Source organism: Enteroscipio rubneri (assembly GCF_002899715.1).
GTDB classification, from domain to species: Bacteria; Actinomycetota; Coriobacteriia; order Coriobacteriales; family Eggerthellaceae; genus Enteroscipio; species Enteroscipio rubneri.
Genome location: NZ_PPEK01000001.1, coordinates 102,308 through 127,791 on the forward strand (window position 1 = coordinate 102,308; position 25,484 = coordinate 127,791).

At 62.2% G+C, this 25,484-nt stretch carries 19 protein-coding genes; 9 read left to right on the forward strand and 10 right to left on the reverse strand.

All coding sequences use genetic code 11. The features are described from left to right. Positions 1 to 71: 71 nt before the first annotated feature. Positions 72 to 1,640 (reverse strand): FAD-dependent oxidoreductase, encoded by a 1,569-nt coding sequence (locus C2L71_RS00440; protein ID WP_103263820.1) that lies wholly within the window; start codon positions 1,638 to 1,640, stop codon positions 72 to 74. A gap of 268 nt (positions 1,641 to 1,908) precedes the next feature. Between C2L71_RS00440 and C2L71_RS00445 the strand changes: the two genes are divergently transcribed. Continuing rightward, positions 1,909 to 3,474, forward strand: coding sequence for a helix-turn-helix transcriptional regulator (locus tag C2L71_RS00445; RefSeq protein WP_157938906.1), 1,566 nt, complete (start codon positions 1,909 to 1,911; stop codon positions 3,472 to 3,474). 18 nt (positions 3,475 to 3,492) lie between these two features. Here C2L71_RS00445 and C2L71_RS00450 read toward each other — a convergent pair whose 3' ends face one another. Beyond that, the gene (locus C2L71_RS00450) at positions 3,493 to 5,379 is read right to left on the reverse strand and encodes an MFS transporter (protein WP_103264230.1); all 1,887 of its coding nucleotides are present in this window, start codon (positions 5,377 to 5,379) and stop codon (positions 3,493 to 3,495) included. A 299-nt stretch (positions 5,380 to 5,678) separates the two neighbouring features. On the opposite strand from C2L71_RS00450, the gene C2L71_RS00455 reads away from it, so the two are divergent. Together C2L71_RS00455 and C2L71_RS00460 are read left to right on the forward strand one after the other, a co-directional pair. Next, positions 5,679 to 6,935 carry a molybdopterin molybdotransferase MoeA gene (locus C2L71_RS00455; RefSeq protein ID WP_103263821.1) on the forward strand — a complete coding sequence of 419 codons (1,257 nt, stop codon included), beginning with the start codon at positions 5,679 to 5,681 and terminating at the stop codon, positions 6,933 to 6,935. Between the two features lie 13 nt (positions 6,936 to 6,948). Then, positions 6,949 to 7,431, forward strand: coding sequence for a MogA/MoaB family molybdenum cofactor biosynthesis protein (locus tag C2L71_RS00460; protein WP_103263822.1), 483 nt, complete (start codon positions 6,949 to 6,951; stop codon positions 7,429 to 7,431). Positions 7,432 to 7,660: 229 nt separating this feature from the next. On the opposite strand, the gene C2L71_RS00465 is transcribed toward C2L71_RS00460, so the two are convergent. From C2L71_RS00465 to C2L71_RS00480, 4 genes are all read right to left on the reverse strand, one after another. Next, complete coding sequence (locus C2L71_RS00465) at positions 7,661 to 8,515, reverse strand: dimethyl sulfoxide reductase anchor subunit family protein (protein WP_103263823.1); 855 nt, start codon at positions 8,513 to 8,515, stop codon at positions 7,661 to 7,663. Continuing rightward, entirely contained in the window at positions 8,512 to 9,135 is a 624-nt protein-coding gene (locus tag C2L71_RS00470; RefSeq protein WP_103263824.1) for a DMSO/selenate family reductase complex B subunit, read from the reverse strand. The genes C2L71_RS00465 and C2L71_RS00470 overlap by 4 nt, the downstream gene beginning before the upstream one ends. Positions 9,136 to 9,285: 150 nt before the next feature. Next, positions 9,286 to 9,930 carry a 4Fe-4S dicluster domain-containing protein gene (locus C2L71_RS00475; protein ID WP_103263825.1) on the reverse strand — a complete coding sequence of 215 codons (645 nt, stop codon included), beginning with the start codon at positions 9,928 to 9,930 and terminating at the stop codon, positions 9,286 to 9,288. A gap of 15 nt (positions 9,931 to 9,945) precedes the next feature. After that, entirely contained in the window at positions 9,946 to 12,432 is a 2,487-nt protein-coding gene (locus C2L71_RS00480; protein WP_103263826.1) for a molybdopterin-dependent oxidoreductase, read from the reverse strand. 225 nt (positions 12,433 to 12,657) lie between these two features. On the opposite strand from C2L71_RS00480, the gene C2L71_RS00485 reads away from it, so the two are divergent. From C2L71_RS00485 to C2L71_RS00495, 3 genes are all read left to right on the forward strand, one after another. Next, a complete protein-coding gene (locus tag C2L71_RS00485; RefSeq protein WP_103263827.1) occupies positions 12,658 to 14,430 on the forward strand; it encodes a LuxR C-terminal-related transcriptional regulator in 1,773 nt (590 codons plus the stop codon). A gap of 1,112 nt (positions 14,431 to 15,542) precedes the next feature. Further along, a complete protein-coding gene (gene alr, locus C2L71_RS00490; protein WP_103263828.1) occupies positions 15,543 to 16,940 on the forward strand; it encodes an alanine racemase in 1,398 nt (465 codons plus the stop codon). Positions 16,941 to 16,952: 12 nt separating this feature from the next. Next, positions 16,953 to 17,636, forward strand: a complete 684-nt coding sequence (locus tag C2L71_RS00495; protein WP_103263829.1) for a uracil-DNA glycosylase — start codon at positions 16,953 to 16,955, stop codon at positions 17,634 to 17,636. Positions 17,637 to 17,762: 126 nt separating this feature from the next. On the opposite strand, the gene C2L71_RS00500 is transcribed toward C2L71_RS00495, so the two are convergent. Both C2L71_RS00500 and C2L71_RS00505 read right to left on the reverse strand, forming a co-directional pair. Beyond that, entirely contained in the window at positions 17,763 to 18,686 is a 924-nt protein-coding gene (locus C2L71_RS00500) for a magnesium transporter CorA family protein (RefSeq protein WP_103263830.1), read from the reverse strand. A 128-nt stretch (positions 18,687 to 18,814) separates the two neighbouring features. Further along, positions 18,815 to 19,738 (reverse strand): LysR family transcriptional regulator, encoded by a 924-nt coding sequence (locus C2L71_RS00505; RefSeq protein ID WP_103263831.1) that lies wholly within the window; start codon positions 19,736 to 19,738, stop codon positions 18,815 to 18,817. Positions 19,739 to 20,183: 445 nt separating this feature from the next. Here C2L71_RS00505 and C2L71_RS00510 point away from each other — a divergent pair, with 445 nt between their 5' ends. Genes C2L71_RS00510 through C2L71_RS00520 form a run of 3 tightly spaced genes read left to right on the forward strand, consistent with a single transcriptional unit; the run spans position 20,184 to position 24,000 of the window. After that, positions 20,184 to 21,080 carry a sulfide/dihydroorotate dehydrogenase-like FAD/NAD-binding protein gene (locus C2L71_RS00510; protein ID WP_103263832.1) on the forward strand — a complete coding sequence of 299 codons (897 nt, stop codon included), beginning with the start codon at positions 20,184 to 20,186 and terminating at the stop codon, positions 21,078 to 21,080. A 1-nt stretch (position 21,081) separates the two neighbouring features. Next, positions 21,082 to 22,614: an NADPH-dependent glutamate synthase gene (gltA, locus tag C2L71_RS00515; RefSeq protein WP_103263833.1), complete on the forward strand. Its 1,533-nt coding sequence runs from the start codon at positions 21,082 to 21,084 to the stop codon at positions 22,612 to 22,614. Positions 22,615 to 22,653: 39 nt separating this feature from the next. Next, on the forward strand, positions 22,654 to 24,000 hold the full coding sequence (locus C2L71_RS00520; protein ID WP_103263834.1) for a bifunctional folylpolyglutamate synthase/dihydrofolate synthase: 1,347 nt from the start codon (positions 22,654 to 22,656) through the stop codon (positions 23,998 to 24,000). Between the two features lie 23 nt (positions 24,001 to 24,023). Here the strand turns inward: C2L71_RS00520 and C2L71_RS00525 are convergent, their stop codons facing one another. Beyond that, positions 24,024 to 24,596: a TetR/AcrR family transcriptional regulator gene (locus C2L71_RS00525; RefSeq protein ID WP_103263835.1), complete on the reverse strand. Its 573-nt coding sequence runs from the start codon at positions 24,594 to 24,596 to the stop codon at positions 24,024 to 24,026. A 173-nt stretch (positions 24,597 to 24,769) separates the two neighbouring features. Further along, positions 24,770 to 25,474: a succinate dehydrogenase/fumarate reductase iron-sulfur subunit gene (locus tag C2L71_RS00530; protein ID WP_103263836.1), complete on the reverse strand. Its 705-nt coding sequence runs from the start codon at positions 25,472 to 25,474 to the stop codon at positions 24,770 to 24,772. Between the last annotated feature and the right edge of the window lie 10 nt (positions 25,475 to 25,484).

A 25,484-nucleotide genomic window follows, 5' to 3' on the forward strand; every position in this document is an offset into this window, starting at 1 on the left:
GAAGCCCTCGCAAGCGCGAAGCTTGCGAGGGCTCGGGAAAGCAGTGCAGGGCGAGGCGGCTCGGTATGCCCTTACTGCACGCAGGTTTCGTAGGCGCTGCGGGCGGCGGTGCGGCCGGAATTACAGTTGTTGGCGTTGCACGAGGCGGGCACGCTCATGGTGTACGTCTCGCGATACAGGTTGCAGCCGTCGGTACCGGCTGCGTATAGGCCGGGAACGGGCTCTCCTTTAGCCGTGATCACTTCCATCTTGCGGTTCGTGTCGACGCCGCCGATGGACGTCCAGAACGCCATATCCTGGCGAAAGATGTAAAACGGGGCGGTCTTGAGCGCGACAAGGTCTTCAGCCGTCTTGTTGAAGTCCTCGTCGACCGCCTTGCCGCACAGCTCGTTGTAGCGTTCGACGGTTTCTTCGAGCGCGGCGGCATCGAGGCCCTGCAGCTCGGCCAGTTCTTTGATGCTGTCGGCCCGGTACACGTTTTCACCAGGGCACTGCTCGACGGCTTCGTCCATATCGGCCTGCAGCCCTTCGTAGCCGGTGCGAGCGACAAACTCGTCGATGACGTCTTTGCTCATTACCAGATATGACGTGGCTTGCGTGTGTACGGCATTGCCGACGCATTGCGGCACGAAGGAGCCGCATCCCTCGTTTGTGTAGCGTTCGGCATCCTGGTTGACCCACAGCACCGGCCCGCCGCGGTGGATGGTCTGGCTCATGTCGGCGAAGAAGTCGATGCCGTAGGAGTAGGCCTCGCGCAAGAAGCAGCGCTCGCGCGAGACGTCGTGCGCACCGGCAGAGACGGCCATGCGCAAGCCGTCGCCGTCGTGGCCCTCCACGCCGTTGTTGTGGGAGTAGGTGAGGTTCCAGCCGCGTTCGGCCATGGTCTCCGCGTTCTGGGCGTAGCCGCCGGAGGTGAGGATGACCGCTTTGGCGTTCACCTGCAGGATGCTGCCGTCCTCCTTCTCGGCGTAGAGGCCGCGAACAGCACCGTCCTCGATGACGAGGTCGAGCGCGGGCGTCTCGGTCATGACGGTGGCGCCCAGATTCTGCGCGCTTTCCAGCATCGGATCGATGTAGTTGCTGCCGCGACCGTCCACGAACCAGTGGAAGCAGTCGAACTTGCCTAAGCCGTGGTAGTCGTCCACCACGCCGGAGAACTTCACGCCGTGCGACGCCATCCAGTCTATGTTGTCGCCGGAAGCATCCACCATGTCCTTCCACAGCAGGTTGTTGATGCGATAGTTGAAGAACTCCTGCTCGGCTGCGATGATATCGGTAAAGGTCACGCCGTCGCCCACGCCCAGCTGCTTCTGCATCTGCGAGTTGATGGCAAACATGCCCTCGGTCAGTCGCCCATTGCCGCCCGTCTGCGTGCTCTTCTCCAAAAGCAGCGTCTTCGCTCCCAGCTCGGCGGCTTGAACGGCGGCGGCCACTCCCGACGAACCCGATCCCACGACTACGATGTCCACATCCATGGTTTCGCTTGGCTCATACGTTGCAACCTGGTTCTGCGCCGCAGTATCCGCCTCCGTATTGCCCTTGGCGCTGCATCCGCCCAGCATGCTCACAGCAGCAATTGAAGCGGCGGTCATGCCCGCTCCCTGCAAGAACCTGCGTCGCGTGACGTTCGTTTCCCTCATGATGTCCCTCCTTGTACCGACCTGTGTTCACCAAGACGCTCTTTCTTGCGTTTTTGATTTTTGTTCGCGAGCCTCAAGCGCCTCAGGGCATACGATAGGCGTACGCAGGCGTTCGAGCCATCCGCTTCCGCGGTGGATTTTCGGGCGAAAAAGGGAAATGCGTGTCGGCTATTGCAGGGGATGGGGTGCGATCGTGCTTGGTCGAGCAGGGAAAACGGCACAATATGCAAGCGATGCGAAAGCGGGTGATTGCAGGCGGATCGATCGCTTGGATGCGGCATCCGTACCAAAGAGCAGTCCGTATTCGGCCGAGTGGCTGGTGCTCCATTGCTTGGGGTTCGGGGCATGCTGGGGCTGGGTGCATGTCGCATTCTTCTCGACGGTGTTATGGGGAGACGCTGGCGAAGCGCTGAGCCTGAGCGCCTGGCTCATCAACGTTTTGACGAACGGATGCGCGATGGTCGCGTTTGGCTGCCTCTCGCTGCGCTTCGCACCACTTGGGAGGATCCGCGCACTCGGAGCGATCCTGGTGGTGTTTACCGCTGCTGGCACGCTGGGCCTGGCACTCGGGTGTTCCTCGTCTGACATGCTCGTCTATATCGCTTCGGTCGCGTCGGGGGTGGGTACCGCCGGGCTGCTGCTCTTGTGGGCGGAGGCGTACCGCAGCATACCGCCGACGTTGGCGAAGCGGCGGACTATACCGGCCGCGATGGTGATGGGCGTGTTCTATTACCTGCTCATCAATATGCTGCCGGGCATCGCAGCCGTTATCGCCACGATGCTGCTGCCCCTGATATCCGTTGCAATGCTGTATCAGACACAGCGAATGGTCCGGACTGATGATGAGGCTGAGGCCGCCCACGAGGATGAGACGGCGCGAGAGGCTGGGACGGCGCCCGAACCGTCGCAGGGGGAGGATGCGGCGCGCCATGGCGCGCATCGGCCCGGTCGCTCATGGCGCAGCGCGCTCCCCGTTCGCTTTGCCGTCTTTACGGCTGTGTATTGCCTGGCGCCGGGTTTCATGCGTGGGCACACGTCGGCGCTGCCCTTCGCATCGACGGGCGGCATCGGGGAGGCGATGTTCGCGGGTGTTGCCGTGGTAATGATCGCCGTTGCTGTTGCCAGTATCGTCCTGTTCGGGAGAACGAAGATCGACCTCGCCTACAAGCTGGTCGTACCGCTTATGGCGGCTGGTTTGCTGCTGCTGCCGTTTCTGGCCGCGGGTCAGGAGGCGCTCGCCGCTGTGGCCATCATGTCAGGGTACATTCTATTCGAGATGTACGTATGGGCGTCGCTGACCGACATGGCGTCAAACGTGGGAGCCCCCAACGCATTTGTATTCGGTATCGGAAAATCGGGCATGAACGTGGGTTTGCTCATAGGAACGTTCGTCGGATTCAACTTCGGTTCCAGCTCGTCCATGCTGTTCGTAGGCGTGTCGGTGCTCATCGTGTACCTGTTCATCGTTATGGAGAGCGTTGCATCTCCCGGCATTGGCGTCGCGCTGTCCCTTGAACGGCCCGACGAAACGTCGGGCGCCGCTGTGGCGCCCGAGAAGGTAACCCTTGCCGAAGCCGCCCAAATGGATTTGTCCGAAGTGTTCGACGCCATGCTCAAAGAGCGCTGCGCGGAGGTTTCACGCGTGCACGGTCTGTCTGCGCGGGAGACCGAAGTGCTCGCGCTGCTCGCGCGCGGTCGAAGCCTCCAATCCATCGCTGATGCTCTGTGCGTGGCGTATAGCACCGTGAAAACCCACACCGATCGCATCTATGCGAAAACCAATGTGCATTCGCGCCAGGAGCTGATCGCGCTGCTTGAAAAGACAGGCGAATGAGCACGATGTTGCAGTCTTTTACGCTTCCTGCCGCTCCACGAACGATCCCATGAGGTGGCGCGTCACGTCGGTTCTGCTCACCGTGCCAACCAGTACGCCTTCTTCTACGACGGGCGCTTTCTTGATGCGCTTGGCGCCGAGGATACGGCAGACGTCTTCAATGGACGCATTGGCATCGATCGCAACGACGGTGGGAGTTGCAAGCTCCATGACGTTCAGCTTCATGACCTCGCTCAGCCGTTCGTTGAATTCATCGTCGTCGCGGTAAACCGCCAATCCATACGCCAGGTCGTAGCCCGAGGGCTTCTGCACGGCCAGCGTCTTCATAATATCGCCGTCCGAGATGAACCCCACCACGTTATTGCGCACGTCCACGACGGGCAGCCCGCTTGTTTTGTGCTCGAGAAGAAGGTGCATGGCTTCGTGCACGGTCGCCGTGCTGGGCACGGTGAAGGCATCGTGTTTCATGATCGTTCCCACGTCAGGTTTTGTAGGCAGCGGCGTGGGGGCGGTGGCCGTCTGCGGCGCCTTGGCGCGCATGCTCTGCGCGTAGAAGAACGAGACGAGCAGGCCCGCGAAGGCCACGGCCGCAGCTGTGGCGACAGCCGATGAAAAGCCGTACGCCTGCGCGGAAGAGGCATCGGCGCCCGAGGCGGCTGCGCCGGCGGATGTCGTCGAGAGGATGCCGATAAAGAGCGAAGGTCCGATGCAGGCTGCCACCTGGATGAAGGTGTTGATGATGGCCACGCCGTGCGAGTTCTGCTCAGGTTCGAGCGTTTGAAGCCCCGCAGTTTGCGACGGAGAGAAGATCAGCCCGACGCCCGCGTATACGGCGATCGATCCGACCAGCACGGCAGCCCACGACAAACTCGGTGCGATGAGGCAGATGGCAAGCTGCCCGACTGCGATGAGGGCGAAGCCCACCGGGAGCAGCGGCCATGCGCCGCGCCGATCCATGGTGCGACCGCCTGCAAGCGCCGTGCCTGCATTCACGAGAATGGGCACGAGCAGCAGGGCGCCCGAGGCGAATGCTGTCATGCCGAGCGATCCCTCAAAGTACAGCGGCAGAAGCACGCTCATAGAGAACGTGGTCATCATGGCTACGACCACGAGGACGCAGGCGAGGGAAAAACGAGGGTTTCGCAGAGGGCTCAGGTCGAGCAGCGGATGGGTCAGACGCCGCTGGCGAAAAACGAAGCCGGCAATGCCCGCCAGACCAAGGGCCATCGCGATCAAGGCAACCGGCAGGGCCGTGGTGACGACGGACAGGCCGTTTACGAGTGCGAACAGGCCGAGGGCCGAAAGCGCGACCGACATCAGGTCGAGCTTGACCTGCTCGGGTTCAGCTATGTTTCGAATCAGCAGCGCACCGCACACCACCAGCAACACCACGATGACGGCGGAGGGAAGAAAGACGCTGCGCCATCCGAATGCCGTCACCATGAGGCCCGACACGACGGGGGCGAAAGCCGGGCCGAAGGTGATCATGCAGCTTCCGATGGACAGGTAGGTTCCCAGCCGCTTGCGTGGCGCGACGGCCAGCACGGTGCTCATCATGGCCGGGATGAAAATCCCCGTGCCGATGGCCTGCACGAGACGGGCGACAAGCAGCACGGGAAATACGGGCGCAATCATGCAGGCGAGTGATCCGACGATCAGAAACCCCGCAGCGCCAAAAAACAGCGAGCGGAGGCGCAGGCGCTTCGAGAGGAAGGCGGTTGCCGTGACGACGATGGCGGTGACGATCATATATCCAGTGACCAGCCACTGCGCCATTTCGGCACCGATGGAGAACTCGCCCATGATGCTGACGAGGGCGACATTGACGATGTTTTCGTTGAATGCGGCTACAAATGCACTGCCGTACAGCACGGCAAGCATGGACATACTGTTCGATTGAACCATGAAGAAAAGATCCTTTCCTTGCTCCGGCGCGCGGCGGTAGGCGAAGAAAGGCAAGCGGCCGCGCAACTGGACTTACGTTGTGCAACTGCTCGTTGGTAAGAAGATTGTAGCGGAAAGCTTCTCACATCTGAGGGCGAACGTGGGAAAACGATCATGTTCGACCGGTGGAAGGACGAATGCGCCGGGTTGGTAATATTCTCGAAGCGCTATAATAGCGGCATCGGACAGCAGGTGCGGGCGGTGGCCGCTTGACGGGCGTTCAAGGCGGTGCGGGTCCGTGCTTTCATGGGAGGATCGCCATGCCAGAAATGATCTCACTCGAAGAAGCGCGCGCGCTCGTGCTTGCACACGTCGAGCCCCTGCCAGTTGAAACAGTTCCCGTTCTCGATGCCGTTGGGCGCGTTGCTGCGGTCCCGCTTGCCAGTGATATCGACATCGCGCCCTTTGCCCATTCGGCTATGGACGGTTTCGCGGTGCGGGCAGGCGACCTTGCTGCTGCAAGCGCCGAAACCCCCATTGAGCTTGACGTCATCGCCGAGATCGCCGCGGGGGATACGTACGAAGGTCCTCTGGCGTCCGGTCAATGCGTGCGCATCATGACGGGCGCGCCGTTGCCCGACGCGGCTGACGCCGTGGTGAAATACGAAATTGTGGACGTGGTCTCCGGAGACGGCATGCCGGGCAGCCGCGTGGCGTTTACCGCTCCCACGAAGGTGCGCTCCAACGTTCGCGAGGCGGGCGAAGAGGCCAAGGCCGGCGAGGTCATCGTGAAGGCCGGCGAGGTGGTGGGTACGGCGGGCGTCGGTTTTCTTGCGGGGTGCGGCGTCGTTGAAATGCCAACCTATTTACGGCCGCGCGTTGCCATCATTTCCATCGGCTCGGAGCTGGTCGATCCCGACCGGGTGCCCGCGGGCGGCAAGATTCGCAATTCCAACAGCTACGCGCTGGCCGCATGCGCAAAGGCGGCCGGGGCGCTGCCCGTCATACTGCCTATCGTCGAGGACACGCATGAGGCGTTGGCTGCGGCGGTGCTGCACGCCGTCGCCAACTTCGACTTCGTCGTCACAAGCGGCGGCGCGTCGAATGGCGACTTCGACTTCATTAAACCTGTGGTGGAAGAGCTGGGCGCATTGCTCATGACAACGGTGAACATGCGGCCCGGCAAGGCGCAGACCTTCGGCATCGTGAACGACATTCCCGTGTTCGGCCTGCCCGGTAATCCGGCGGCCGCCTACGTGGGGTTCGAAATGATCATCCGTCCGGCGCTGCGCAAAATGCAGGGCTATACGCATTTCGAGCGTCCGCACGTACGGGCCAGGCTGACCCGCGATGTCAAAAAGAAGGATCCGCGCCGCATCTTTATGCGATCGACGCTCTACCGCAACGCCGAGGGCGCCTACGAGGTGGAGCCGGCGCAGAACCAAAGCTCGGGCCTGTTCGGCGTCATCCAGCGGAGCAATTGCATGGCCATCATGCCCGAAGGGTTGGAAGGCTGCACGGCGGGTTCGCTCGTCGAATGCGTGCTGCTGGACGTGCCCGAAGAAATCGTGCTGTAGAAGGGAAGGATCGATGTCCGAAAACCCCCTCCGCTTTGCGCTTGTCACCTGCTCGGACACGCGCGACCTGAAGCGGGATACCGCCGGTGCTGCGCTGGAGGCGCTCATCAGTCAGCACGGTTGGGAATGTGCAAGCCACGTGGTGGTGAAGGACGAGCGTGCCGCTATTGCCGCCGCCATTGTGCACGCCTGCGACGAGGTGGACGCCGACATCGTGCTGACCTGCGGGGGCAGCGGCCTTTCGCTGCGGGATGTGACGCCCGAGGCCACGATGGACGCGTGCGACCGCAATGTGCCCGGCATCGCCGAGGCCATGCGCGCGCACTCGCTGGCCATCACGCCGTACGCCATGCTCTCGCGCGCGTTGTGCATGCAGCGCGGCCGGCATTTGGTCGTCAACCTGCCCGGCAGCGAGAAAGCTGCCCGCGAGAACTGGGGCGGTATCGTGGATGCGCTCCCGCATGCCGCTCGCATGATGGCCGGCGAAGGTCACTGATCGTTGCCGTTCCGGCCTCGTTCTGCACACTTTTATGTCTGTGCGTTCTGTTTTCCGAGGGTACCTTGCGATTTCGCGTACGATACAAGCATAATGCCTGTTCAGGTTTCGCCAGATGCACCTATATTCGCAAGTTAACTTCATCGAACAGTCTGCACAGACGCAAATAAATGTGTCAGACGGGTCGCCCGGATAAGATGGGGCGGATCGCTTGTGCGGACTGCGATTCCTAGAATCCCACCGTCATGTGCAGGTTGTAGAAGACGAGGCGCGTGACGAACACGGCGGCCAGAACGAGCGCGCTCGCCGCGATGCGCAGCGCGAGTGTCGACCGGGCCGGTTGCACGCGGCGCAGCGATAAGCCGGCGGCGGCTATCCCGGCGAGTCCGAGCGCGAAGTGCGCGACGATGGCCATGGGATAACGTGGCGCGAGAGCGGTGGCGGTGAACTCGTAGTTCGCCACCGAGGCGAGGCTTGCCTGGTGCAGGGCGAGCACGATCGTACCTGCGACAAGAGCAGCTGCAGCCACGACGACGAGAGCGCACTCGAGCCATCGCGCTCGGACGCGGGCGATCTGCAGGAACAGCGCTCCGAGCACCGGTCCCGCCAAGAGCGCCGAAAGCGCGAGGTTCGCGGGTGTGTACGGCGTACTCCACGTGGGCACGGTGGTCACGTCGTAGGCAAGTGATGTCCCCACGATCAGCGCGATTCCCGCAAGGCAGGCCAGCACGAGCCACGGCTTTGCAACTGCATCGGGAAACCGTTCCTTGAAGGCCATCATCCAATACGATCCAACAAGAAGCAGGAATACGACTGCGGCCAGCACCTCGTTGGAGAGCGGTGAGCGGCCCACCCCCGAGAACACGTGCAGCGCGTTCGCCGGCGTGCCGAGGTGCGTCGCCGACGCGATGAATCCGACGAGTACGACTGCGAACGGCAAGGAGATCATGCGATCGATACGGACGGCTGCCGCATGGTCGTGCGCTCCCAGGCGCGCGATGGCGAGCGAAAGGAACGCCACGACGCCGGCCGGTGCGAGCGAGGTGAACACGGCAAGCGAAAGCCCGTCGAAACCGCTTGTCATAGTCCTGCCTCCGCACGGTTCACGATAGATCCGCCCTTTTCGGCAGCACACTCGGCTGCAGCTGAGGGCAAAATGAGCAGGTTCGGGCTCGTTGCGCTCTCGTCGGGCATGGGCACGATGGAGCGCACGGTTCCAGGGTGGCGTTCGGACAGTTCGTAAGGCGTTCCGAAATCGAGCGCACGCAGTGGGCATGCTTCGACGCAGATGGGAGTCAGACCTCGAGCGACGCGCTCGCGGCACCCGTCGCATTTGGAACTGCGCTTGAGGTCCTCGTCGATGCGGGGGGCATGGTAGGGGCAGGCCATGGTGCAGTAGCCGCATCCGATACATTTGGTTGTATCGGGCCAGACCAGTCCTAGGTCGTCCTTGTGCATGGCGCCCGTCGGACACACTTTTGTGCAGGCGGGTTGATTGCAGTGGTTGCAGGACAGCGAGATGTGGTAGGCAAAGACGTCCTGGGTTACGGTGTTGTCGGGCGCTAATTCGCATGAGCCGCCCTCGTAGTCGATGACGCGTCGAAATGTCCGATCGGCATCAAGGTCACGGTAATCCTTGCATGCGAGCATGCAGGTTCTGCATCCCGTGCAGCGCGTATTGTCGAAGAAGAATCCTCGGGGCATGCGCAGGTTCGCTTTCGTTGCGGGCGGTACCTATTTCTCGTCTCGTTCGAACTCAGTATACCCGAGTGCCCGCGCAAGGACGCGGGCACTCGGAAGAACGGGTATGGAGGGAGCTTCGAGGCTGCTCTCGCCACACCGCGATTCGAAGCTTTAGGCGCCGGCAGCGACCAGGGTCACTTCTTTCTCGTTGGCGATGGCGCCGGTCGTGTCACCGGGTTCCTTCGCCGCCGGACAGGCGTTGATGGCGATGGACGGCGTGGTCTCGTCGCCTGTGGGCATGGGTGCGATGCCGTCCACGGTATCGGCGTGTGCGGCGCGCAGCTCCTCGATATCGCCGAACTCGAGTGCGCGCAGCGGACAGGCTTCCACGCAGATGGGACTCAGGCCTGCGGCAACCCGGTCGGCGCAGCCATCGCACTTCATGCCGAGCTTCGTCTCCTCGTTGAGGACGGGCACGTTGTAGGGGCAGGTCTCGACGCACATGCCCGCGCCGGTGCATTTCTCGTCGATGATGTGGACGAGGCCGGTGTCGGCGTCCTTCTCAATGGCGCCGGAGGGGCAGTTCGCCATGCACTGCGGCATGGCGCAGTGGTTGCAGCCGAGCGACACATGGTAGGCGTACGTGTCGGACGTGTACGTGCCGTCCCCGGCGTCCGTCCATGTGCCGCCCTCGTAGTCGTACACGCGGCGAAACGCGATGGTCTGGGGCAGGTCCTTGTAATCCTTGCACGCCATTTCGCAGGTGCGGCAGCCCGTGCAGCGCGCGCTATCGAAGTAGAATCCGTACTGGGTCATGGTGTCCTCCTTTCTTTAAGCCTTGGCAACTTGAGCGATCATGGAATGCGCAGGTCCATTGCCCTTCGCGTAGGGTGTGGGCTTGTAGGTCGTGAGCGTGTTGACGCATGCGCCCTCGTCGACCCGGTCGCCGTTCATGTCGGCCTTGTGCCAGGCTCCCTGGGGGATCGCGATGGTGCCCGGAACGATACGCGGCGTCACCTTCGCCTCGATGCGGATTTCGCCAGCCGGGCTCTTCACCGATACGGTGTCGCCTTGGGCGATGCCACGTTGCTCTGCGTCCGCAGGGTTAATCCAAAGCTGCTGGCGCGCCACCTGCTCGAGCTCGGGGATGAAGCCGAAAGACGAGTGCGTGCGGCTCTTGTGATGGAAGCCTGTGCAGTACAGCGGATACTCGTCGTTGACGCTGCCATATCCCTGGAAGCCGGGCGTGAACACCGGAATGGGGTTGATGACTTCGTCCTCGGCAAGCTCCCATGTGTTCGCGATCTCGGCCAGCGTTTCGGAGTAGATTTCGATCTTGCCAGAAGGCGTCGCCAGTGGGTTCGCGGTTGGGTCGGTGCGGAATGCCTCGAGGCCGATGACCGGTTCGAGCGCGCGCTTGTACATGCCCTGCGCCTTTATCTCGTCCCACGTGGGCATGTTGCCATCGGCTTCGGCGCCCTGCTCGTAGAGGTACTGAATCCACTCGTCATGCGTGCGGCCCTCGGTGAAGTCGTCCTTGATGCCGAACTTGTCGGCGATGTCGGCGCACACGTCGTAGCTGGAGCGGCACTCCGCAGGGGGCTCCTGAGCCGGGCCACCCACGACGACGGCGGTGTAGAACTCAGAGTAGCCCTGGGTCTGCATGTTTAGCTGTTCGGAGCGCATGGCATCGGGCAGCAGGATGTCGGCGTACTTGGCCGAGTCGGTCATCACCGTGTCCCACACCAGGATGAACTCGCACTTGCTCTCGTCGGCGAGGATCTCGTGGGTGTAGTTGATGTCGCCATGCTGGTTGGTCAGGCAGTTGCCGGCGTAGTTCCAGATGAACTTGATGTCGTTGTTCAGCTTTTCAGCGCCCATGACACCCGCGTTGGTGGCGGTCATCTCGTGGCCGTGATCCACCGCGTTCACCCACTGGTAGACGGGGATGGTCTTGGTGATGGGGTTGGAGAACGGGATGCCTCCCACCAGGTACGTAGGCGGCTCGGCCTCGCGCTGGCCGGTGTTCGTGCCGGGCAGGCCAAGCTTGCCGATAAGGATGGGCAGCATGCAAATGGCGCGCGTGGTGTCCTCGCCGTTGGTGTGACGCTGCGGACCCCAGCCCTGCACAATGAACGGAGCCTCGGCGGCCGCGATTTCGGCCGCAAGCGCGCGGATGGTGTCGGCGGGAACCTGCGTGATGGGGGCGGCCCATTCGGGCGTCTTCTCGACCATGTCGTAGCCGGTGCCCATGATGTAGTCCTTGTATGACTTGTTCTGGCCCTTGGCGGACTCGGGCATGGTGTCCTCGTCGTAGCCCACGCAGTACTTGTCAAGGAACTCCTTGTCCACCTGGTCGTTGGCGATCCACTCGTGCGCGATGGCCGAGCACAGCGCCGCGTCGGTCCCGGGGCGGATGGGAAGCCACTCGTCCGGGTGGCCTGATGCGGTCTCGTTCAGGCGGTAGTCGATGCTGACGACTCTGCCGCCGCGGCTTTCAACGGCCTCGCGCACCTTCGCGAAGTCCCATACGGCGTTTGCGCCGCCCATGCGGGTCTCGGCCGGGCTGTTGCCGAACATGACGACCAGATCGGACGCGCGCTCGGCCTCGGAGAACGAGGACGCGTTCACGGCATCGTAGGGGCTGAACGCGGTGGCGGGCTTTTTGAGCGTGACGTGGTTGCCGTCTTCGTCCAGGTTCGCCGCGCTGCCGTACATATGCGGCATGATGGCCTGCAGCATGTTGGTGGAGTAGTCGTAGCCCTGGTTGATGTAACCGCCCAGCATGCTGAGCAGGCGCAGGCCGGGCTGCTTGCCGGTGGAGCTGTACATGCCGGTAGCGTAGTTCACGTAGATGGCGTCGTTGCCGTAGGTGTCAATGACGCGTTTGAGTTCGCTTGCGATGGTGTCGATGGCCTCATCCCAGCTGATCTGCTCAAACTTGCCTTCTCCGCGCTTGCCTACGCGCTTCATGGGGTGCATCAGGCGGTCGGGGCTGTTTAGCCATCGGCGCATCGAGCGGCCGCGCAGGCAAGCGCGAGCCTGCAGGTCGGCGTCGCCTGTGTTGTCGGACTCCATGTACAACACTTTGCCGTCCTGGGAATGCCATTGGAAAATGCAGTTGCCGCCGCAGTTGACGTTGCACTGGCTCCACGAGATCTGATCTGTTGTCGCGGTTTCGCCTGCGCCTGCGCCTCCCTCGCTTTGGGGCGAGCAGCCGTACAGCGCGCCGGTTCCGGCGGCGCCGGCTACGGCAAGGCTCGCAAGCGACCCTTTGACGAACGTGCGGCGCGAAAGCGTCGTTTCGTTCATGAGCATAGTTCCCTCCTTCGATTCGGTTGTTCCTCTCGCCCTTCAAACGATATCGTAGTCGAAGTTGGCAGGAATCACACCTGACATGTGATTTAATAGAATAAGGCCAGGTCGGTTGAGTGTGGCATCGCATTGTCACCGGTTTTCCGAAAAGTGCAGCAGTCGGATAAGGTAGTATGGCGATGCGCGGCCCGGTATGGCGCCGCGGGGTTGAACGTGAAGGAGGAGGCGATGGAGCGGCGGGCTGAAGGCGCATGGGGGCATGCGCATGTGTCGAGTTGGGGCTACGCTTGCTTCCTCACGGTGAACGCCACCTCCACGTGGGGAGGCATCTTCCCGTTTTTGCCTCTTGAATTCCAGACCGCGGAAGTCACGCTCACGTTCTTCCTTGCGCAAGCCCTCGCCTTCGGCGGGGCATTCGTGGCAAGTATGTTGGGCGCATACTGTTTTCCCCACGGTGCGCGGAGGATGCTCGTGTCGCTGAGCGCGGTGCTCGTGTTCTCGGGTTCGGCATGCCTTATCGCCGCCATGTACGTAACGGCCGCAACGCTTTTGCTTGTGGCTGGTGGCGGCGTGCTGCTCGGCATCGGCTGTGCAGGCCTGTTCATGCTGTGGCAGCGTTACTTCGCATCGCTGCCTCCGGAACCGGGCAATCTGCGCCTGATCGTGGGCACGGCTCTTGCGCCGCTCGTCTACTTTTCGCTGTACCTTGTCCCCATTGCGCTCACGGCGTTTCTCGTTCCCCTCGTGTTCGTGCCCTTGTGCGGGCTGTGCATTGCGCTCTCGGTGCGCGAGATGCGCACCGACCAGCCCATGTTCGAAGACGTTCCCCGCCAGCATCCGCGCGTGTACCGCCAGGCTGTCGCCGATTACTGGCGCAGCGCTCTGTGCGTGGGATCGCTCGCTTTCGCGGGAGGCGTCATCCGTGGTATCGCGTTGCTGCACGAAGAGATAGCCACGGTGGTGAACAGCGCTTCTATGGTGGGTTCGCTCGTATCTGCCGTGGTGTTGCTGGTACTGTGGTACCGAATGAGCTTCAGATTTGGACTGACTTCGGTATTCCGCGTGACGTATCCGCTTGTCATCACAGGATTTCTGCTGTTGCCTTTTTTGGGTGGGGCATACTTGAACCTGTTCGCGGCGTTCATGTACATGGTGTTCTCGCTCGTGCAGATGCTCATGATGATGCAATGCGCTCAGGTGTCGCGCGACCGTGGCATCAATCCCGTGTTCATCTACGGCTTCTTCGGCGGAATTGCGTACATCATGCAAAGCATGGGGTTTTTGCTCGGATGGGTGAGCGATTTCGTTTCGATGGGCGGACGCGAGTGGCTATTCTTCGTGGCCGTCGTGTCGAGCTGGGTGCTGGGGCTCACGTTGCTTGCGGCGTCCGGCACGTTGTTCAAGCCGCTTGCGTCGAAGGGCACCGTGTCGGCCGATCCTATCGAGTTTCTGCCGCTCGCGCGCGAAGGCGAAGCGGCTATCGTGCATGCAGGCGAGGAGGCTGCCTCGAGGGCGCGGTGGCTGACGGACGCAGGCGAGCGAGGCGGGCGCATCGCAGAAAAGCGCGGGGAAGGGACGACTGACGCACGTCGCGGCGTCGGAGCCGATGGGCGTTGCAGCGCGGGGGGCGATAGGCGTTGCGGCGCCGAGACAGAAAGCAGGCGTGGGGTTCGGGAGGGCAGGTGCGGTACCGGCGCGGCGGACCCGGAGAGGCCCTTGCCGAAGGCGCGCCGCAACCGTCCGTCGGCATCGGAGGATGCCGGCGTCATCCGCGACCGCACGTCGAAGCAGTGTCGTGCGCTCCAGGAGCGATTCGGCCTCTCCTCCCGCGAGACGGAGGTTATGGAGCTCATCGCCCGCGGCAACAGCATGGCCGCCATCGCAGAGCGACTGGTGATCAGCGAAAACACCGTGCGCACGCATGCCAAGCACATCTACACGAAACTCGACATCCACAAGCGCCAAGAGCTATTAGACATGCTTCACGAGCTGGACGGGTAGGTTGTGCGCGCGGGCAGCTCTCGCATCTCATACTCGTCGAGTGCAGGGTGATGGTCGGACGTTCCTCATAGGAAACGCTGTCTTAGGCGCAAATGCCGGATTCGCAGGTATGACCTCAGAGTGTGCCTCATCTAGGGGTCGGGAAAAACTCGGCAGGTGAAAACGAAGGGCCGAAGCAAACGGCCAGCGCTCATACGACTGCGCCAGATTTGCGAGCTGTTCGCCTTGGGGAACTTGCAATTCTGTGTATCTTGCCCGCGTCGTGCCTTATCACGCATTGCCGGAAGTGCCGAAGCGCAAGCTAGCTGCATTAAGCAGCTCGCACAAGCGCAAAAACATGCCGAATGGATTGCGTCCACTGCTAAACCACCATTGACATGGCACCGGATGTCTTCCTAAGGTTCCGCCCCTCGGTCATTGCGCTCGGACATCCTTCGGCCTATCTATCGATCTTGGTTCGGCAGCAAAATTCGCGAATTCTGCGAGAAAAACGAGGTATGGGAGGGCTAGCAAGCCTTCGGATCCGCAACTCCATCGCGCGACCTGCGCAAATGCAGCCGAAAAAATCGTACGCCCCTCGCAAGAAGCCCAAAAGCCGGCTTCGGGCCTCCCATACCTCGTTTTCTTGACAGAATTTGGCTTTTCAGCTGCCGAGCCAAGATCGTAAGATGCAGCGCGGCAAGTTTTAGTCGGTTACAAGACGCAAGAATACCCTTTGTTCGGTGCGAGGTTGGTTTTAAGCGCCTCACTCAGGTGCCGTGCATCCTCACATAGGGGGTAGTAGGGCGAAACACCCTACCACGCAGGATTGCCCCGATGCGTTTCAGGTTCGAGAATCTTCTGAGCCACGCGAAATGAATGCGCGGCAACGTAAGGCGGTGCAGGGCGCGCGGCCATTCGAGGCAGCTCAGAGAGGCGCAAGGAGGAGCGGAAGATGAAAAAGACCGAAATAAGCGAGCGTGGAACCGGAGCGCGTGAGAAACTACAACGGCATGCGAAACCGAAACGACATGCGACATCGGAGCGCGTGCGAAACCGGATGCACGTGGGATCTGCGCATGCTTCCCCGAGTGCTATACTGAAGCGCGTTCGGATACGAAAGGCACAAGCACATGACGGCAGAAGAGCTTCCCAATGGATTTACCGGCTTCTCGCGGCGCAAGCCCAACGGCTTCGTGCCCGCGAGTTCGGCTATGGGCATGCCGCGCTATGTGGGCGGACAGCCGCCCGCGGCCGGCAAAAGCGCCTTCGAGGCGACATCCGCCGCGTTCGGAGGCGGCGCGCAGGGGGCGTTTCAATATGCGCGCGACCATGCGCGTTCGGACACGGGGAGCATGCAGTTCGACCCCGAGAAGTTGCGCATGATACCCGCGACCGATCGACGCTGGTCATGGACCGAGATCGACCTGAATGCGGTGCGGCACAACGCACAGGCTGTCAAGCAGCGCGTCGGCGCAGGTGTGCGCCTCATGGCCGTCGTCAAAGCCGACGCCTATGGGCATGGCGCCGTGCGTTGCGCCAAGACGGCTCTCAACTCGGGTGCGGATTACCTGGGCGTTGCTACTGTCGACGAGGCTGTCGAGCTGCGCGAGGCTTTGGTGAACGCGCCCGTCCTCGTCTTGTCGGAGCCACCCGTCTCGTCCATCCCGCTGCTTTTGGCGTACAAGGTGATGCCGAGCGTCTACACGCCCGAGTTCGCCATCCGCTACGGCGAGATGGCCGATGCCTACGGGATGCGCGCGCCGTATCACTTGGCCTTGAATACGGGCATGAACCGCATCGGCGTGCGTCACGACGAGGTCGTCGAATTTCTGAGCCAGGTGAGCTTCCACCGCGCGCTTGATCTGGTTGGCACGTTCACCCACTTCGCCACGGCGGATTCGGTCGAGACGCTCGATTTCCAGATACAGACGAAGCGCTTCATCGAAGCGATTGCAGCCATGCGCGCAGCCGGCGTGGATCCCGGCATCGTGCACGCGGCCAACACGGCGGCGGCCATCCGGTATCCGGATGTGCATTTCGACATGGTTCGACTGGGCGTAGGCTTGTACGGGCTGCATCCGTCCCAGGCGACTCGTACGATGATCGATCTCAAGCCTGTCATGAGCGTGCATGCTCGTATCACCGACGTGCGCACGGTGCCTATGAGCGAAGGCGTGAGTTACGGGATGAACTACCGCAGCCCCGGCAGCGTGAAGGTGTGCACCGTTCCCGTGGGCTACGCCGACGGGCTTCGACGCGGGCTGTCCGGGCGAACCGACGTCATCATGCAGGGCCAGCGCTGCCGCCAGGTGGGCAACATCTGCATGGATCAATGCATGTTCGAGGTCGATCTGCGAGTATATGGCAACCGCCGGCGCCTTGATCCGCAGATTGGCGATGAGGTGCTGCTCGTGGGTCGCGGGGGCGATTCCGTGATTACCCTCGATGACATGGCCAACACCCTGGGCACGATCAACTACGAAGTGGCTTGCGGGTTCGGCCTGCGAATGACCAAAGTGTACGTGTAAAGGAGGCCTTGGATGTCGAAGCCGCATATTCCCTTGGAGGATATTCGCGCGCAGGTGGAGACCTGCCGTGCGTGTCCGCTCGCCGACGGGCGCACGCAGACCGTGTTCGGCGTCGGCAACCCCGAGGCGCGCGTCATGATCATCGGCGAGGCGCCCGGCAAGAACGAGGACCTGCAGGGCGAGCCTTTCGTGGGCGCTGCCGGCAAGTACTTGAACGAGCTGCTGGCCATCGCGGGTCTGCGCCGCGAGGACGTGTTCATCGCGAACGTGCTCAAGTGCCGCCCGCCGGGGAATCGCGATCCGCGCCCCGAGGAGATCGAGCTGTGCACCCCGTACCTGCGCGAGCAGACGCGCACCATCGACCCCGAGTTCATCGTCACGCTGGGCAACTTCTCTACGAAGTTCATTTTGAAGACGGAGATCGGCATCACGCGCCTGCACGGCACGGTGCAGCGAGCGGGCAAGTTCAAGGTGTTCCCCATCTTCCATCCGGCTGCCGCGCTCTACGACGGCAGCAAGCGCGAGGCCCTGGAGAACGACTTCGCCACGCTCGGCGAGCTTCTACGCGCGAGTGACGCGGAGCGTGCGCAGGCAGCGCTCGACGCGGCGGTGGAGAAGGTTGAGCAGGTTGCCGCAGCCGCCGAGCAGCCGAACCCGAGCGAACCCCCCGAGCCCGAGCAGCCGCGGCTGCTGTAGAAGGCTACTTTCTGCATTCTGAGCCTCGCTAACGAAAGGTTTCTTTCGTTAGCAGGGTGCGATCGGTTCGGGTTCGGACAAGAGAACCGTCCCCCCCGTCCCATCTCGCCGAGGCTCCCGTGTCGTTTACAGCCATTTCTTCTTTCGGAAGTACAACAGTTCAAGTGCCACAAGAACGAGGCATGCAACGATGATGGCAGGATAGCCCCATTCCCAGTCGAGACCGGGCATGTTCGCGAAGTTCATGCCGAACCAGCTGGTGATAAGCGTGAGCGGTGCAAACAGTGTTGTGATGACGGTGAAGAACTGCATGGTGTCGTTCTGTCTGATGTCGATCTGCGTCTGGTAGAGTTCGCGCAGCTGCAGACTGTACTCCTTGAGCGTCTGCGAGCGCTTCAAAAGCCGCTCTGCCTGACGCACGAGCACGAGGAACAAGCGGCTTTCCTCATGGGTGAGCAGCTTGTTCTCGTTTTCCGCGATGCCGCTTGCCATGTCCACCAGCTGCTGGTAGTACGTGTCGATGCGCAGCAGCTTGCGTCGGAACACGAGCATGCTCTTGCTCTCGGCGTCCGTGTTATGGTCGAGAATGGCCTCCTCCACGTCTTCCATGCGGTCCTCGATCTGCGCCAGGTATGATAGATCGTTCTTGATCAGCAGCTTCATGAATTCGAAAAGGCAGTGCGCGACAGTCGGCTCCTTCATGACGCCGCCTGATGCTATCGCATCGAGCAGTCGCGCGGAGGTGCCTTCCTCGTCGAGGAAGATGAGGTTCGTTTTGTCAAGGTAGAATGCGAAACAGAGGGGGCTTCCCAACACATGGTTCTTGTTCGGCACGGCAAACGATCCGATCAGGAAGCTGGGGAAAACGTCGAGGTAGGTGTTTTCCACGGTAGCAAGGTTTCGGAGCGATTGCTGCATATCCTGGGTGCCAAAGCTCAGGTCCACGAATTCTTTGGACGTCAACACTTCTGCTACGGGCGTTCCTTCCGCGACGGGGGTGTCGGCAGGAACCGCTTCGAGGCGGTCTTTGAGCACGTACTTGTGAGCCATGGCGCACACTTTCGGACGGAGGTGCGGGGACGCGGCATGCGCGAGCGCGCAGCCGACGGCATCACGGTAGCATGCGCGTTTGCGCGGATGCGGATCTGTCGGGTATCCGTTGGCGCTTCGTCATCCGGCTATCGAAACAGCTCGTCGCCTATTCCCCTGATGGACGGGATGATCTTCGCCAGTGAGCGCTCCAGCGACACGTACGCGGGCGACTTATCGTCCTTCTTGCTCACGAGGCAAATTGGAATGTCGACGGCGTCTTCGGGCGCGAACGGGCAGATGACAGCGCCGGGGAACAGCTCTCCGAATTCGGGAATGGCCGGCACGACGAAGCAGCCGCGCTCGCGCGCAAGTACCCGATAGACATCGAGCAGCGTGGGCTCGGAAATGTCGAGTCGGACGTCGGGATGGCGTTCGGACAGCTCGTCGCGAACCGTTTGAAAGAAAAAGTCGAATTGAGGAGAGACGCAGAGAGGCCTGTCGGCAAAATCGGCAAGGGTCACCGAGCTCTTCTTGGCGAGGTCCGCGAACTCCATCAGAAGGGCGCCGGTAGAAACGGTGCCGACCTGTAGCACATCGAGCAGCGGGAGCTCGGTGGTTCCAAGCGTAATGAACGCGTCGATCGATCCCGTGAAGAGCGCGTTGATGCATGCGTCGCGGGAGCCGAGGGTCACGTGCGGTTCGATGTCGATCGATTTTTTAACGAACGAGACGATGTGCTTGTTCACGATATGCTTGGTGGCGAACGACGGAGAGCACAGCATGAGGCTGAGCTCCTCTTGCGCTTTGTCGCCGGATGAGGAAGCAAACGCCGTGAGATCCGAAACGCCAGCGAGCACGTCCTTCGCCTTGTAGTACAGCTTGCAGCCGAACGCGGTGAGCTCGACACCGTGCGATCGGCGCACGAAGAGATCCTCCTGGAATTGCCGCTCGAACTCGATGAGGCCGCGAGAGACCGCCTGCACAGTGACGTCGAGTTCCTTGGCTGCCGCCGAAAGGCTTCCTCGCTTCGAAACGGTGACGAAATATGTGAGCTGCTGGATGCTGAACATGGGTATGGATTGTACTTCACGTCGTAGAATCGTCGCAGCTGGCAAAGCAGTTCAACCTACTTTTGAAGCGGATGGGTCTCCGATCCGTCATCGTTTCGGGTCGATCGGCCATGGTTTATGCGGCCCGGCCGATGGGCGGCTTGCCGTCGCGCTCGTCTTGCTGTGCTGATGGCGTGCGAGCGCATACTTGTTGGGCGGGGCGGTTTGCTGAGGCCGAACGCCGTTTGCGCTGGATGTTCGACCGCTTGCGACGTGCGCGGGACCGCTTGCATGAGATTTTGCCCCGTACTGCCTTGGTTTGCAGCCCTTGGCCGTCCGAAACACATTGGAAACACTTCGGCTGAAGTTCGGTTGGTATAATGCGCGACACTTGCTACCGAGTGCGGCACCGTTTTTCAGGTGCTGTTTTTTATTATGAGCGATGAGCGAGAAGGGATGAGGCAACGTGTATCCCATCGAACGGGCAGAGCAACTCAACGCGGAAGTCACGCGCATGGTGGTCCGCGCCCCCGAAATCGCGCGGAAGATCAAGCCGGGCCAGTTCATCATGCTGCGCATAGACGAGCGGGGCGAGCGCATCCCGCTCACCATGAACGATTGCGATCCCGATGCCGGCACCGTCACGATCGTCTTCCAGGCGGTGGGCGCAACGACGAAGCGCCTCGCGCAGATGAAGCCGGGAGAAGCGCTGCACGATTTCGTGGGCCCGCTTGGCAACCCGACCGAGCTTGAAGGCGTGCGCCGCGCGTGTGTCATCGGAGGCGGTCTGGGCACTGCTATTGCATATCCGCAGGCCAAATGGCTGTACGACCACGGCTGCGAAGTCGACGTGATCACCGGTTTCCGCACGGCGAGCCTTTCCATACTTGAGGATGAGATTGCGGCATGCTCTGCACGGCAGATCGTCATGACCGACGACGGTTCCAACGGGAACAAGGGACTGGTGACCCAGGCGCTCCAGCAGCGCATCGACGAGGGCGCGGACTACGATCTCGTGCTGGCTGTGGGACCTGTCGTCATGATGAAGTTCGTAGCTGCTACGACGCGGCCCTACGGCATCAGAACGCTCGTGAGCATGAATCCGCTCATGATCGACGGCACGGGCATGTGCGGCGGCTGTCGCGTGAAGGTGGGCGACGAGTATCTGCACGCCTGCGTGGACGGCCCGGACTTCGATGGCCATCTGGTCGATTTCGACGATGCCCTGCGTCGCGGCGTGATGTATCGGAGCTTCGAGGACGAAGCGCGTGCGGCAGCGACAGGTGCGCCGATCGACGAAGGTCGCGCCTGTGACGGCAAGGCCGCGTCTGAGGTGGCCGCCGGGCAACGGAAGGGGGCGTAGCATGGCGCGTTTGAGCTACGAGCCGAACAAACAGAAGGAGAAGACTCCCATGCCCGAACTCGACCCCGTCGAGCGGGCGCAGACGTTCGAGGAGGTCGCGCTCGGCTACTCGGCCGAGGAGGCGGTTAACGAAGCGCGGCGCTGCACCCAGTGCCCCAGCAAGCCGTGCATGGCAGGCTGCCCGGTGGGCGTTCCCATTCCCGGTTTCATCGAGCAGGTGGCGCTCGGTAATTTTGCGCACGCTTACGCTCTCGTGAAAAGCGCGAACTCGCTGCCGGCCATCTGCGGGCGCGTATGCCCTCAAGAGTCGCAGTGCGAGAAAAGGTGCACGCGCGGCAAGCAGGGCGAACCGGTGGGCATCGGGCGCTTGGAGCGTTTCACGTCAGATTGGGCGTTCGAGCATCCCGAAGAAGCTGCCATTGCCATTGAAGAGCTGCGCGAGCAACGGGCTGCTGGCGCTGCCGATGCAAGCCTTCAGACGGATGCAGGCGCGTCCTCATCCGACGATGCGGCGATGGACGATGCGAACGCCGTCTTTCCTGACGTCGATCTTTCCGGCAAGAGCGTTGCGGTGGTAGGATCGGGCCCAGCGTCGCTGACGTGCGCAGGCGAGCTTGCCAAGCGCGGGTGCAGCGTCACGATGTTCGAAGCATTGCACAAGCTGGGCGGCGTATTGACGTACGGTATTCCCGAATTCCGCCTACCGAAAGATCTTGTGGCACGCGAAACGTCCAAGTTGGGGGATCTCGGCGTCACGTTTGCGGTGAACTCCGTCGTGGGCAAACTCTACGATATAGACGAGCTTTTGGAGGAGCGCGGATTCGACGCTGTCTTCGTGGGCACCGGCGCCGGCTTGCCCAGCTATCTGAACATCGAGGGCGAGGGCCTGAACGGCGTTTCGGTTGCGAGCGAGCTGCTCACGCGTGTGAACCTGATGAAAGCCTATCGGTTCCCCGCCTATGATACGCCCGTGTACGCGGGAAAGAAGTGCGTCGTGGTGGGCGGCGGCAACGTGGCGATGGACGCAGCACGCACGGCGAGGCGTCTGGGCGCCGACGTGTGCGTGGTCTACCGTCGCGGACGCGAGGAGATGCCGGCCCGTGCGGAGGAGATCCACCATGCCGAGCAGGAGGGGATTGAGTTCAAGCTGCTGACGAATCCCACGCGCATCCTTGGCGATGAGAACGGATGGGTGTCGGGCGTTGAGTGCGTGCGTATGGAGTTGGGCGAGCCGGATGCGAGCGGGCGGCGGCGTCCCGAGCCTGTCGAAGGCAGCGAGTTCGTCATCGACATCGACATGCTCGTGATCGCTGCGGGATCGAAGACGAATCCGCTCATCGCGAACACGACGCCCGGGCTTGACGTGACGACGCGCAGCCTGATCGTGGCCGACGAACGTACGTGCGCCACGTCGAAACCGGGCGTATTCGCCGGGGGCGATGCCGTGATCGGCGCGGCGACGGTTATTCTCGCCATGGGCGCCGGCAAGCGCGCAGCGGCGGGCATCGCCGAGTATCTGGCCCCGTCGGCTTAATGGCTGTCGGGACGCGTCGTCGCTGCTTGGAGGCCGCCCATGTCGTTCGACCCGATTGCGTATATCAATGAGCCCCGGTGGCAGGAATCGCGCCTCGGGCTTGATCGCATCCGCGTGCTGCTGGAGCGCCTTGACCGGCCGCAGGATCGACTGAGGTTCGTCCACGTTGCCGGCACGAACGGCAAGGGTTCCGTTTGCGCCTACCTGGCCTCGGTTCTGCAGATGGCGGGGTACCGGACGGGTTTGTTCACAAGCCCGTTCATTGAAAGGTTCGAAGAGCGCATCCGCGTGGACGGGGCCGATATTCCGCGCGACGAGCTGACCGCTGCGACATGCGCCGTCAAGGAGCAGGCCGAGGCTCTCGCGGCCGAGACAGGCGATCACCCTACAGAATTCGAGTTGATGACGGCCGTTGCGCTCGTGCACTTCGCGCAGGCGGCGTGCGATATCGTGGTGCTTGAAGTAGGGTTGGGTGGACGGCTGGACTCGACGAACGTCATTGAGCCTCCGGAGGCGTCGGTTATCGTGCGCATCGGGCGCGACCATACGGCGCTTCTGGGCAACACGCTTGCGGCCATTGCATCCGAGAAGGCGGGCATCGTGAAGCCGGGTGCTCCGGTCGTTTCATGGCCGCAGGAGCCCGAGGCGATGGCCGTGATCGAGCGCGCCGCCGAAGCGTGCGGCGATGCGCTTGTGGTGCCGGACTTTTCGGAGCTTCGCGTGGGTTCTGCCAGGTCTGCAGGTGCCGCGACGCAGGGCGCGCTCGTCCGCCCGTTCTCCTACAAGCGCTTCGCCGACTTGAGCACGCACTTGTTGGGCGGCTATCAGCCGGCTAATGCCGCGCTTGCTATTGAGACGATCGAGGTGCTCCGTACGCGCGGATGGAGCATCTCCGACGAGGCGTTGCGCACGGGGATCGCACAGGCGCGCTGGCCCGGGCGCTTCGAAGTGGTCGATAGCGGTCCCAACCGACCGACGATCGTCGTTGACGGCGGCCATAACCCCCAAGGCGCGCACGCATTGGCCTCGTCGTTGGAAGACATGTTTCCCGGCGCAAGACCCGTGTTCGTGATCGGTGTGCTCGAAGACAAAGATTATCCGGCTATGCTGGAGGCCGTGATCGCGCTCGGAAGCGCGTTCGTGGCGGTAGCTCCCGACAGCCCTCGCGCTCTTTCGGCCGATCGCTTGGCCAGGGCTATCCGCTGGGCCGGACAGGATCTGCTCGGTTGTTCGGCGTGCGTGAAGCCTGTGGTCGCTCAGGATATGAACGACGCGCTGCGCCGTGCCTGCGAACTCGCCGGTTCTGACGGTGTCGTGTGCGTTTTCGGGAGCCTTTACAGCGTCGGCGCAGCCAAGCGAGCGATCGCCGCTATGAACCGAGACTGACCTGCGGCGCTTCGGCGATTCGATCAGTCCATCGAGAGCGCATCGTAGAGCCTACGCGGAATGACGACGGCCAGCCTTGCAGCGGCCTCCTTCGGCGGCGGTGCCGTGCCGAGCCGGTACCATTCGGTAAGGATCTCGGTTTCCGTCTTCACCCAGGTGTCGATGCAGAACATCAGCTCGTCGTCTATATCCGCCTTCCGGTAGTCCTGCAGCGTCTCGACGAGCACGCGCTTGCGGTAGTGGGGCATGATGTTACGGTCTGCAGGCGAGTTGAGCGTGTACTGGGTGGCCGCCTCGAAGAACCTTTTCTCCAGGGAGAGCAACCGGATGTGGTGGAAATAGCCTGTCTCCCAATCGATGGTCCTGCCCACTTCGATGAGGTAGAACTGGTGGACGTGGATGGGCCACCACCAATGCAGGCTGTACTTGCTGTCGAAATGCCGATAGAACGTCTGTCGCGATATGCCGGCCCTCTCGCAGAGCTCGCCTACGGTGATATGGTCGAGCGAGCGGTCGACCGCGTGCATGATCCTCAGTTTGATCTGCACGTCCTCGCTGTCAAGAAGCCCCTTGTGCTCCCAGTCTTCCCGTGCCATGAACCCCTCCCTCCGCATCGTCGTGCGGACCCCCCCTACAAGTAGTATAGCCCGCGTGCGCCGATGCTGCACGCGCCGCCGCGCAGGGCGCCCCGCGAACGCAGTCGCGGGGCGCCCGAGCTCGATGCCTCGAGGCAGCCGCTTTCGGACGGTATCGGGAACAGGCGGCGACGCTAGGCGTCGACGGGTTTCAAGCCGGCCGCCTCGGCGGCGGCGCGTAGGTCCTTCCAGGTGGCAAGGTGATCGATTTCGAGCGCTTTGCAGACCTCGTCGCAGATGCCGCATTCGGTGCAGGTCCAGAGGCCGTTCTGCACAGCTTCGACCACGCGGTCGCCCTGATCGTAGGGATCGTAGAAGCGGTTGGCGATGGCGATCATGCCAGTCGGCCCGATGAAGGACTTCGTCCCCTTCATTTGGACGACCGGGCAGGCGGCCATGCATACGCCGCAGCGCGCGCAGTATTCGAGCGGTTCGAGCTTCTTGTAAAGGTCGGGATCGACCGGAGCCTTAACCTCGTCGAGCGTAAGATCGAAGGCGCGTTGACGTGCAAGGATTCTACTCACCTTGTCGGTGATCCTCGTCTTGTCGACGATAAGATCGCGCACGACGGGGAATCCGGTCAAGGGACCGACCTCGTTCTTCCCGCCTTCGTCCACAAGGGTGACGCAGGCTAAACAGGGCGTGCCGTTCAGTGTCATGGCGCAGCGCCCACAGACGCGCCCGCGGCAGCTGTAGTCGAACGCGATGGGCTCGATGGTATCGTTGATGAGGACGAGCGCCTCCAGCAGGGTCATGTGCTCCCAATGCTCGATATCGTATTCGGAGAACGATGGCTCCGCGTCGACCGAGGGGTTGAACTTCTGTACTGTGACTTTCATGATGTCTCCT

Coding starts and splice junctions, on each gene's coding strand:
- C2L71_RS00440 (WP_103263820.1), bottom strand. CDS start 1,640: ATGAGGGAAACGAACGTCACGCGACGCAGGTTCTTGCAGGGAGCGGGC.
- C2L71_RS00450 (WP_103264230.1), bottom strand. CDS start 5,379: ATGGTTCAATCGAACAGTATGTCCATGCTTGCCGTGCTGTACGGCAGT.
- C2L71_RS00455 (WP_103263821.1), top strand. CDS start 5,679: ATGCCAGAAATGATCTCACTCGAAGAAGCGCGCGCGCTCGTGCTTGCA.
- C2L71_RS00460 (WP_103263822.1), top strand. CDS start 6,949: ATGTCCGAAAACCCCCTCCGCTTTGCGCTTGTCACCTGCTCGGACACG.
- C2L71_RS00465 (WP_103263823.1), bottom strand. CDS start 8,515: ATGACAAGCGGTTTCGACGGGCTTTCGCTTGCCGTGTTCACCTCGCTC.
- C2L71_RS00470 (WP_103263824.1), bottom strand. CDS start 9,135: ATGCCCCGAGGATTCTTCTTCGACAATACGCGCTGCACGGGATGCAGA.
- C2L71_RS00475 (WP_103263825.1), bottom strand. CDS start 9,930: ATGACCCAGTACGGATTCTACTTCGATAGCGCGCGCTGCACGGGCTGC.
- C2L71_RS00480 (WP_103263826.1), bottom strand. CDS start 12,432: ATGCTCATGAACGAAACGACGCTTTCGCGCCGCACGTTCGTCAAAGGG.
- C2L71_RS00485 (WP_103263827.1), top strand. CDS start 12,658: ATGGAGCGGCGGGCTGAAGGCGCATGGGGGCATGCGCATGTGTCGAGT.
- alr (WP_103263828.1), top strand. CDS start 15,543: ATGACGGCAGAAGAGCTTCCCAATGGATTTACCGGCTTCTCGCGGCGC.
- C2L71_RS00495 (WP_103263829.1), top strand. CDS start 16,953: ATGTCGAAGCCGCATATTCCCTTGGAGGATATTCGCGCGCAGGTGGAG.
- C2L71_RS00500 (WP_103263830.1), bottom strand. CDS start 18,686: ATGGCTCACAAGTACGTGCTCAAAGACCGCCTCGAAGCGGTTCCTGCC.
- C2L71_RS00505 (WP_103263831.1), bottom strand. CDS start 19,738: ATGTTCAGCATCCAGCAGCTCACATATTTCGTCACCGTTTCGAAGCGA.
- gltA (WP_103263833.1), top strand. CDS start 21,082: ATGGCGCGTTTGAGCTACGAGCCGAACAAACAGAAGGAGAAGACTCCC.
- C2L71_RS00520 (WP_103263834.1), top strand. CDS start 22,654: ATGTCGTTCGACCCGATTGCGTATATCAATGAGCCCCGGTGGCAGGAA.
- C2L71_RS00525 (WP_103263835.1), bottom strand. CDS start 24,596: ATGGCACGGGAAGACTGGGAGCACAAGGGGCTTCTTGACAGCGAGGAC.
- C2L71_RS00530 (WP_103263836.1), bottom strand. CDS start 25,474: ATGAAAGTCACAGTACAGAAGTTCAACCCCTCGGTCGACGCGGAGCCA.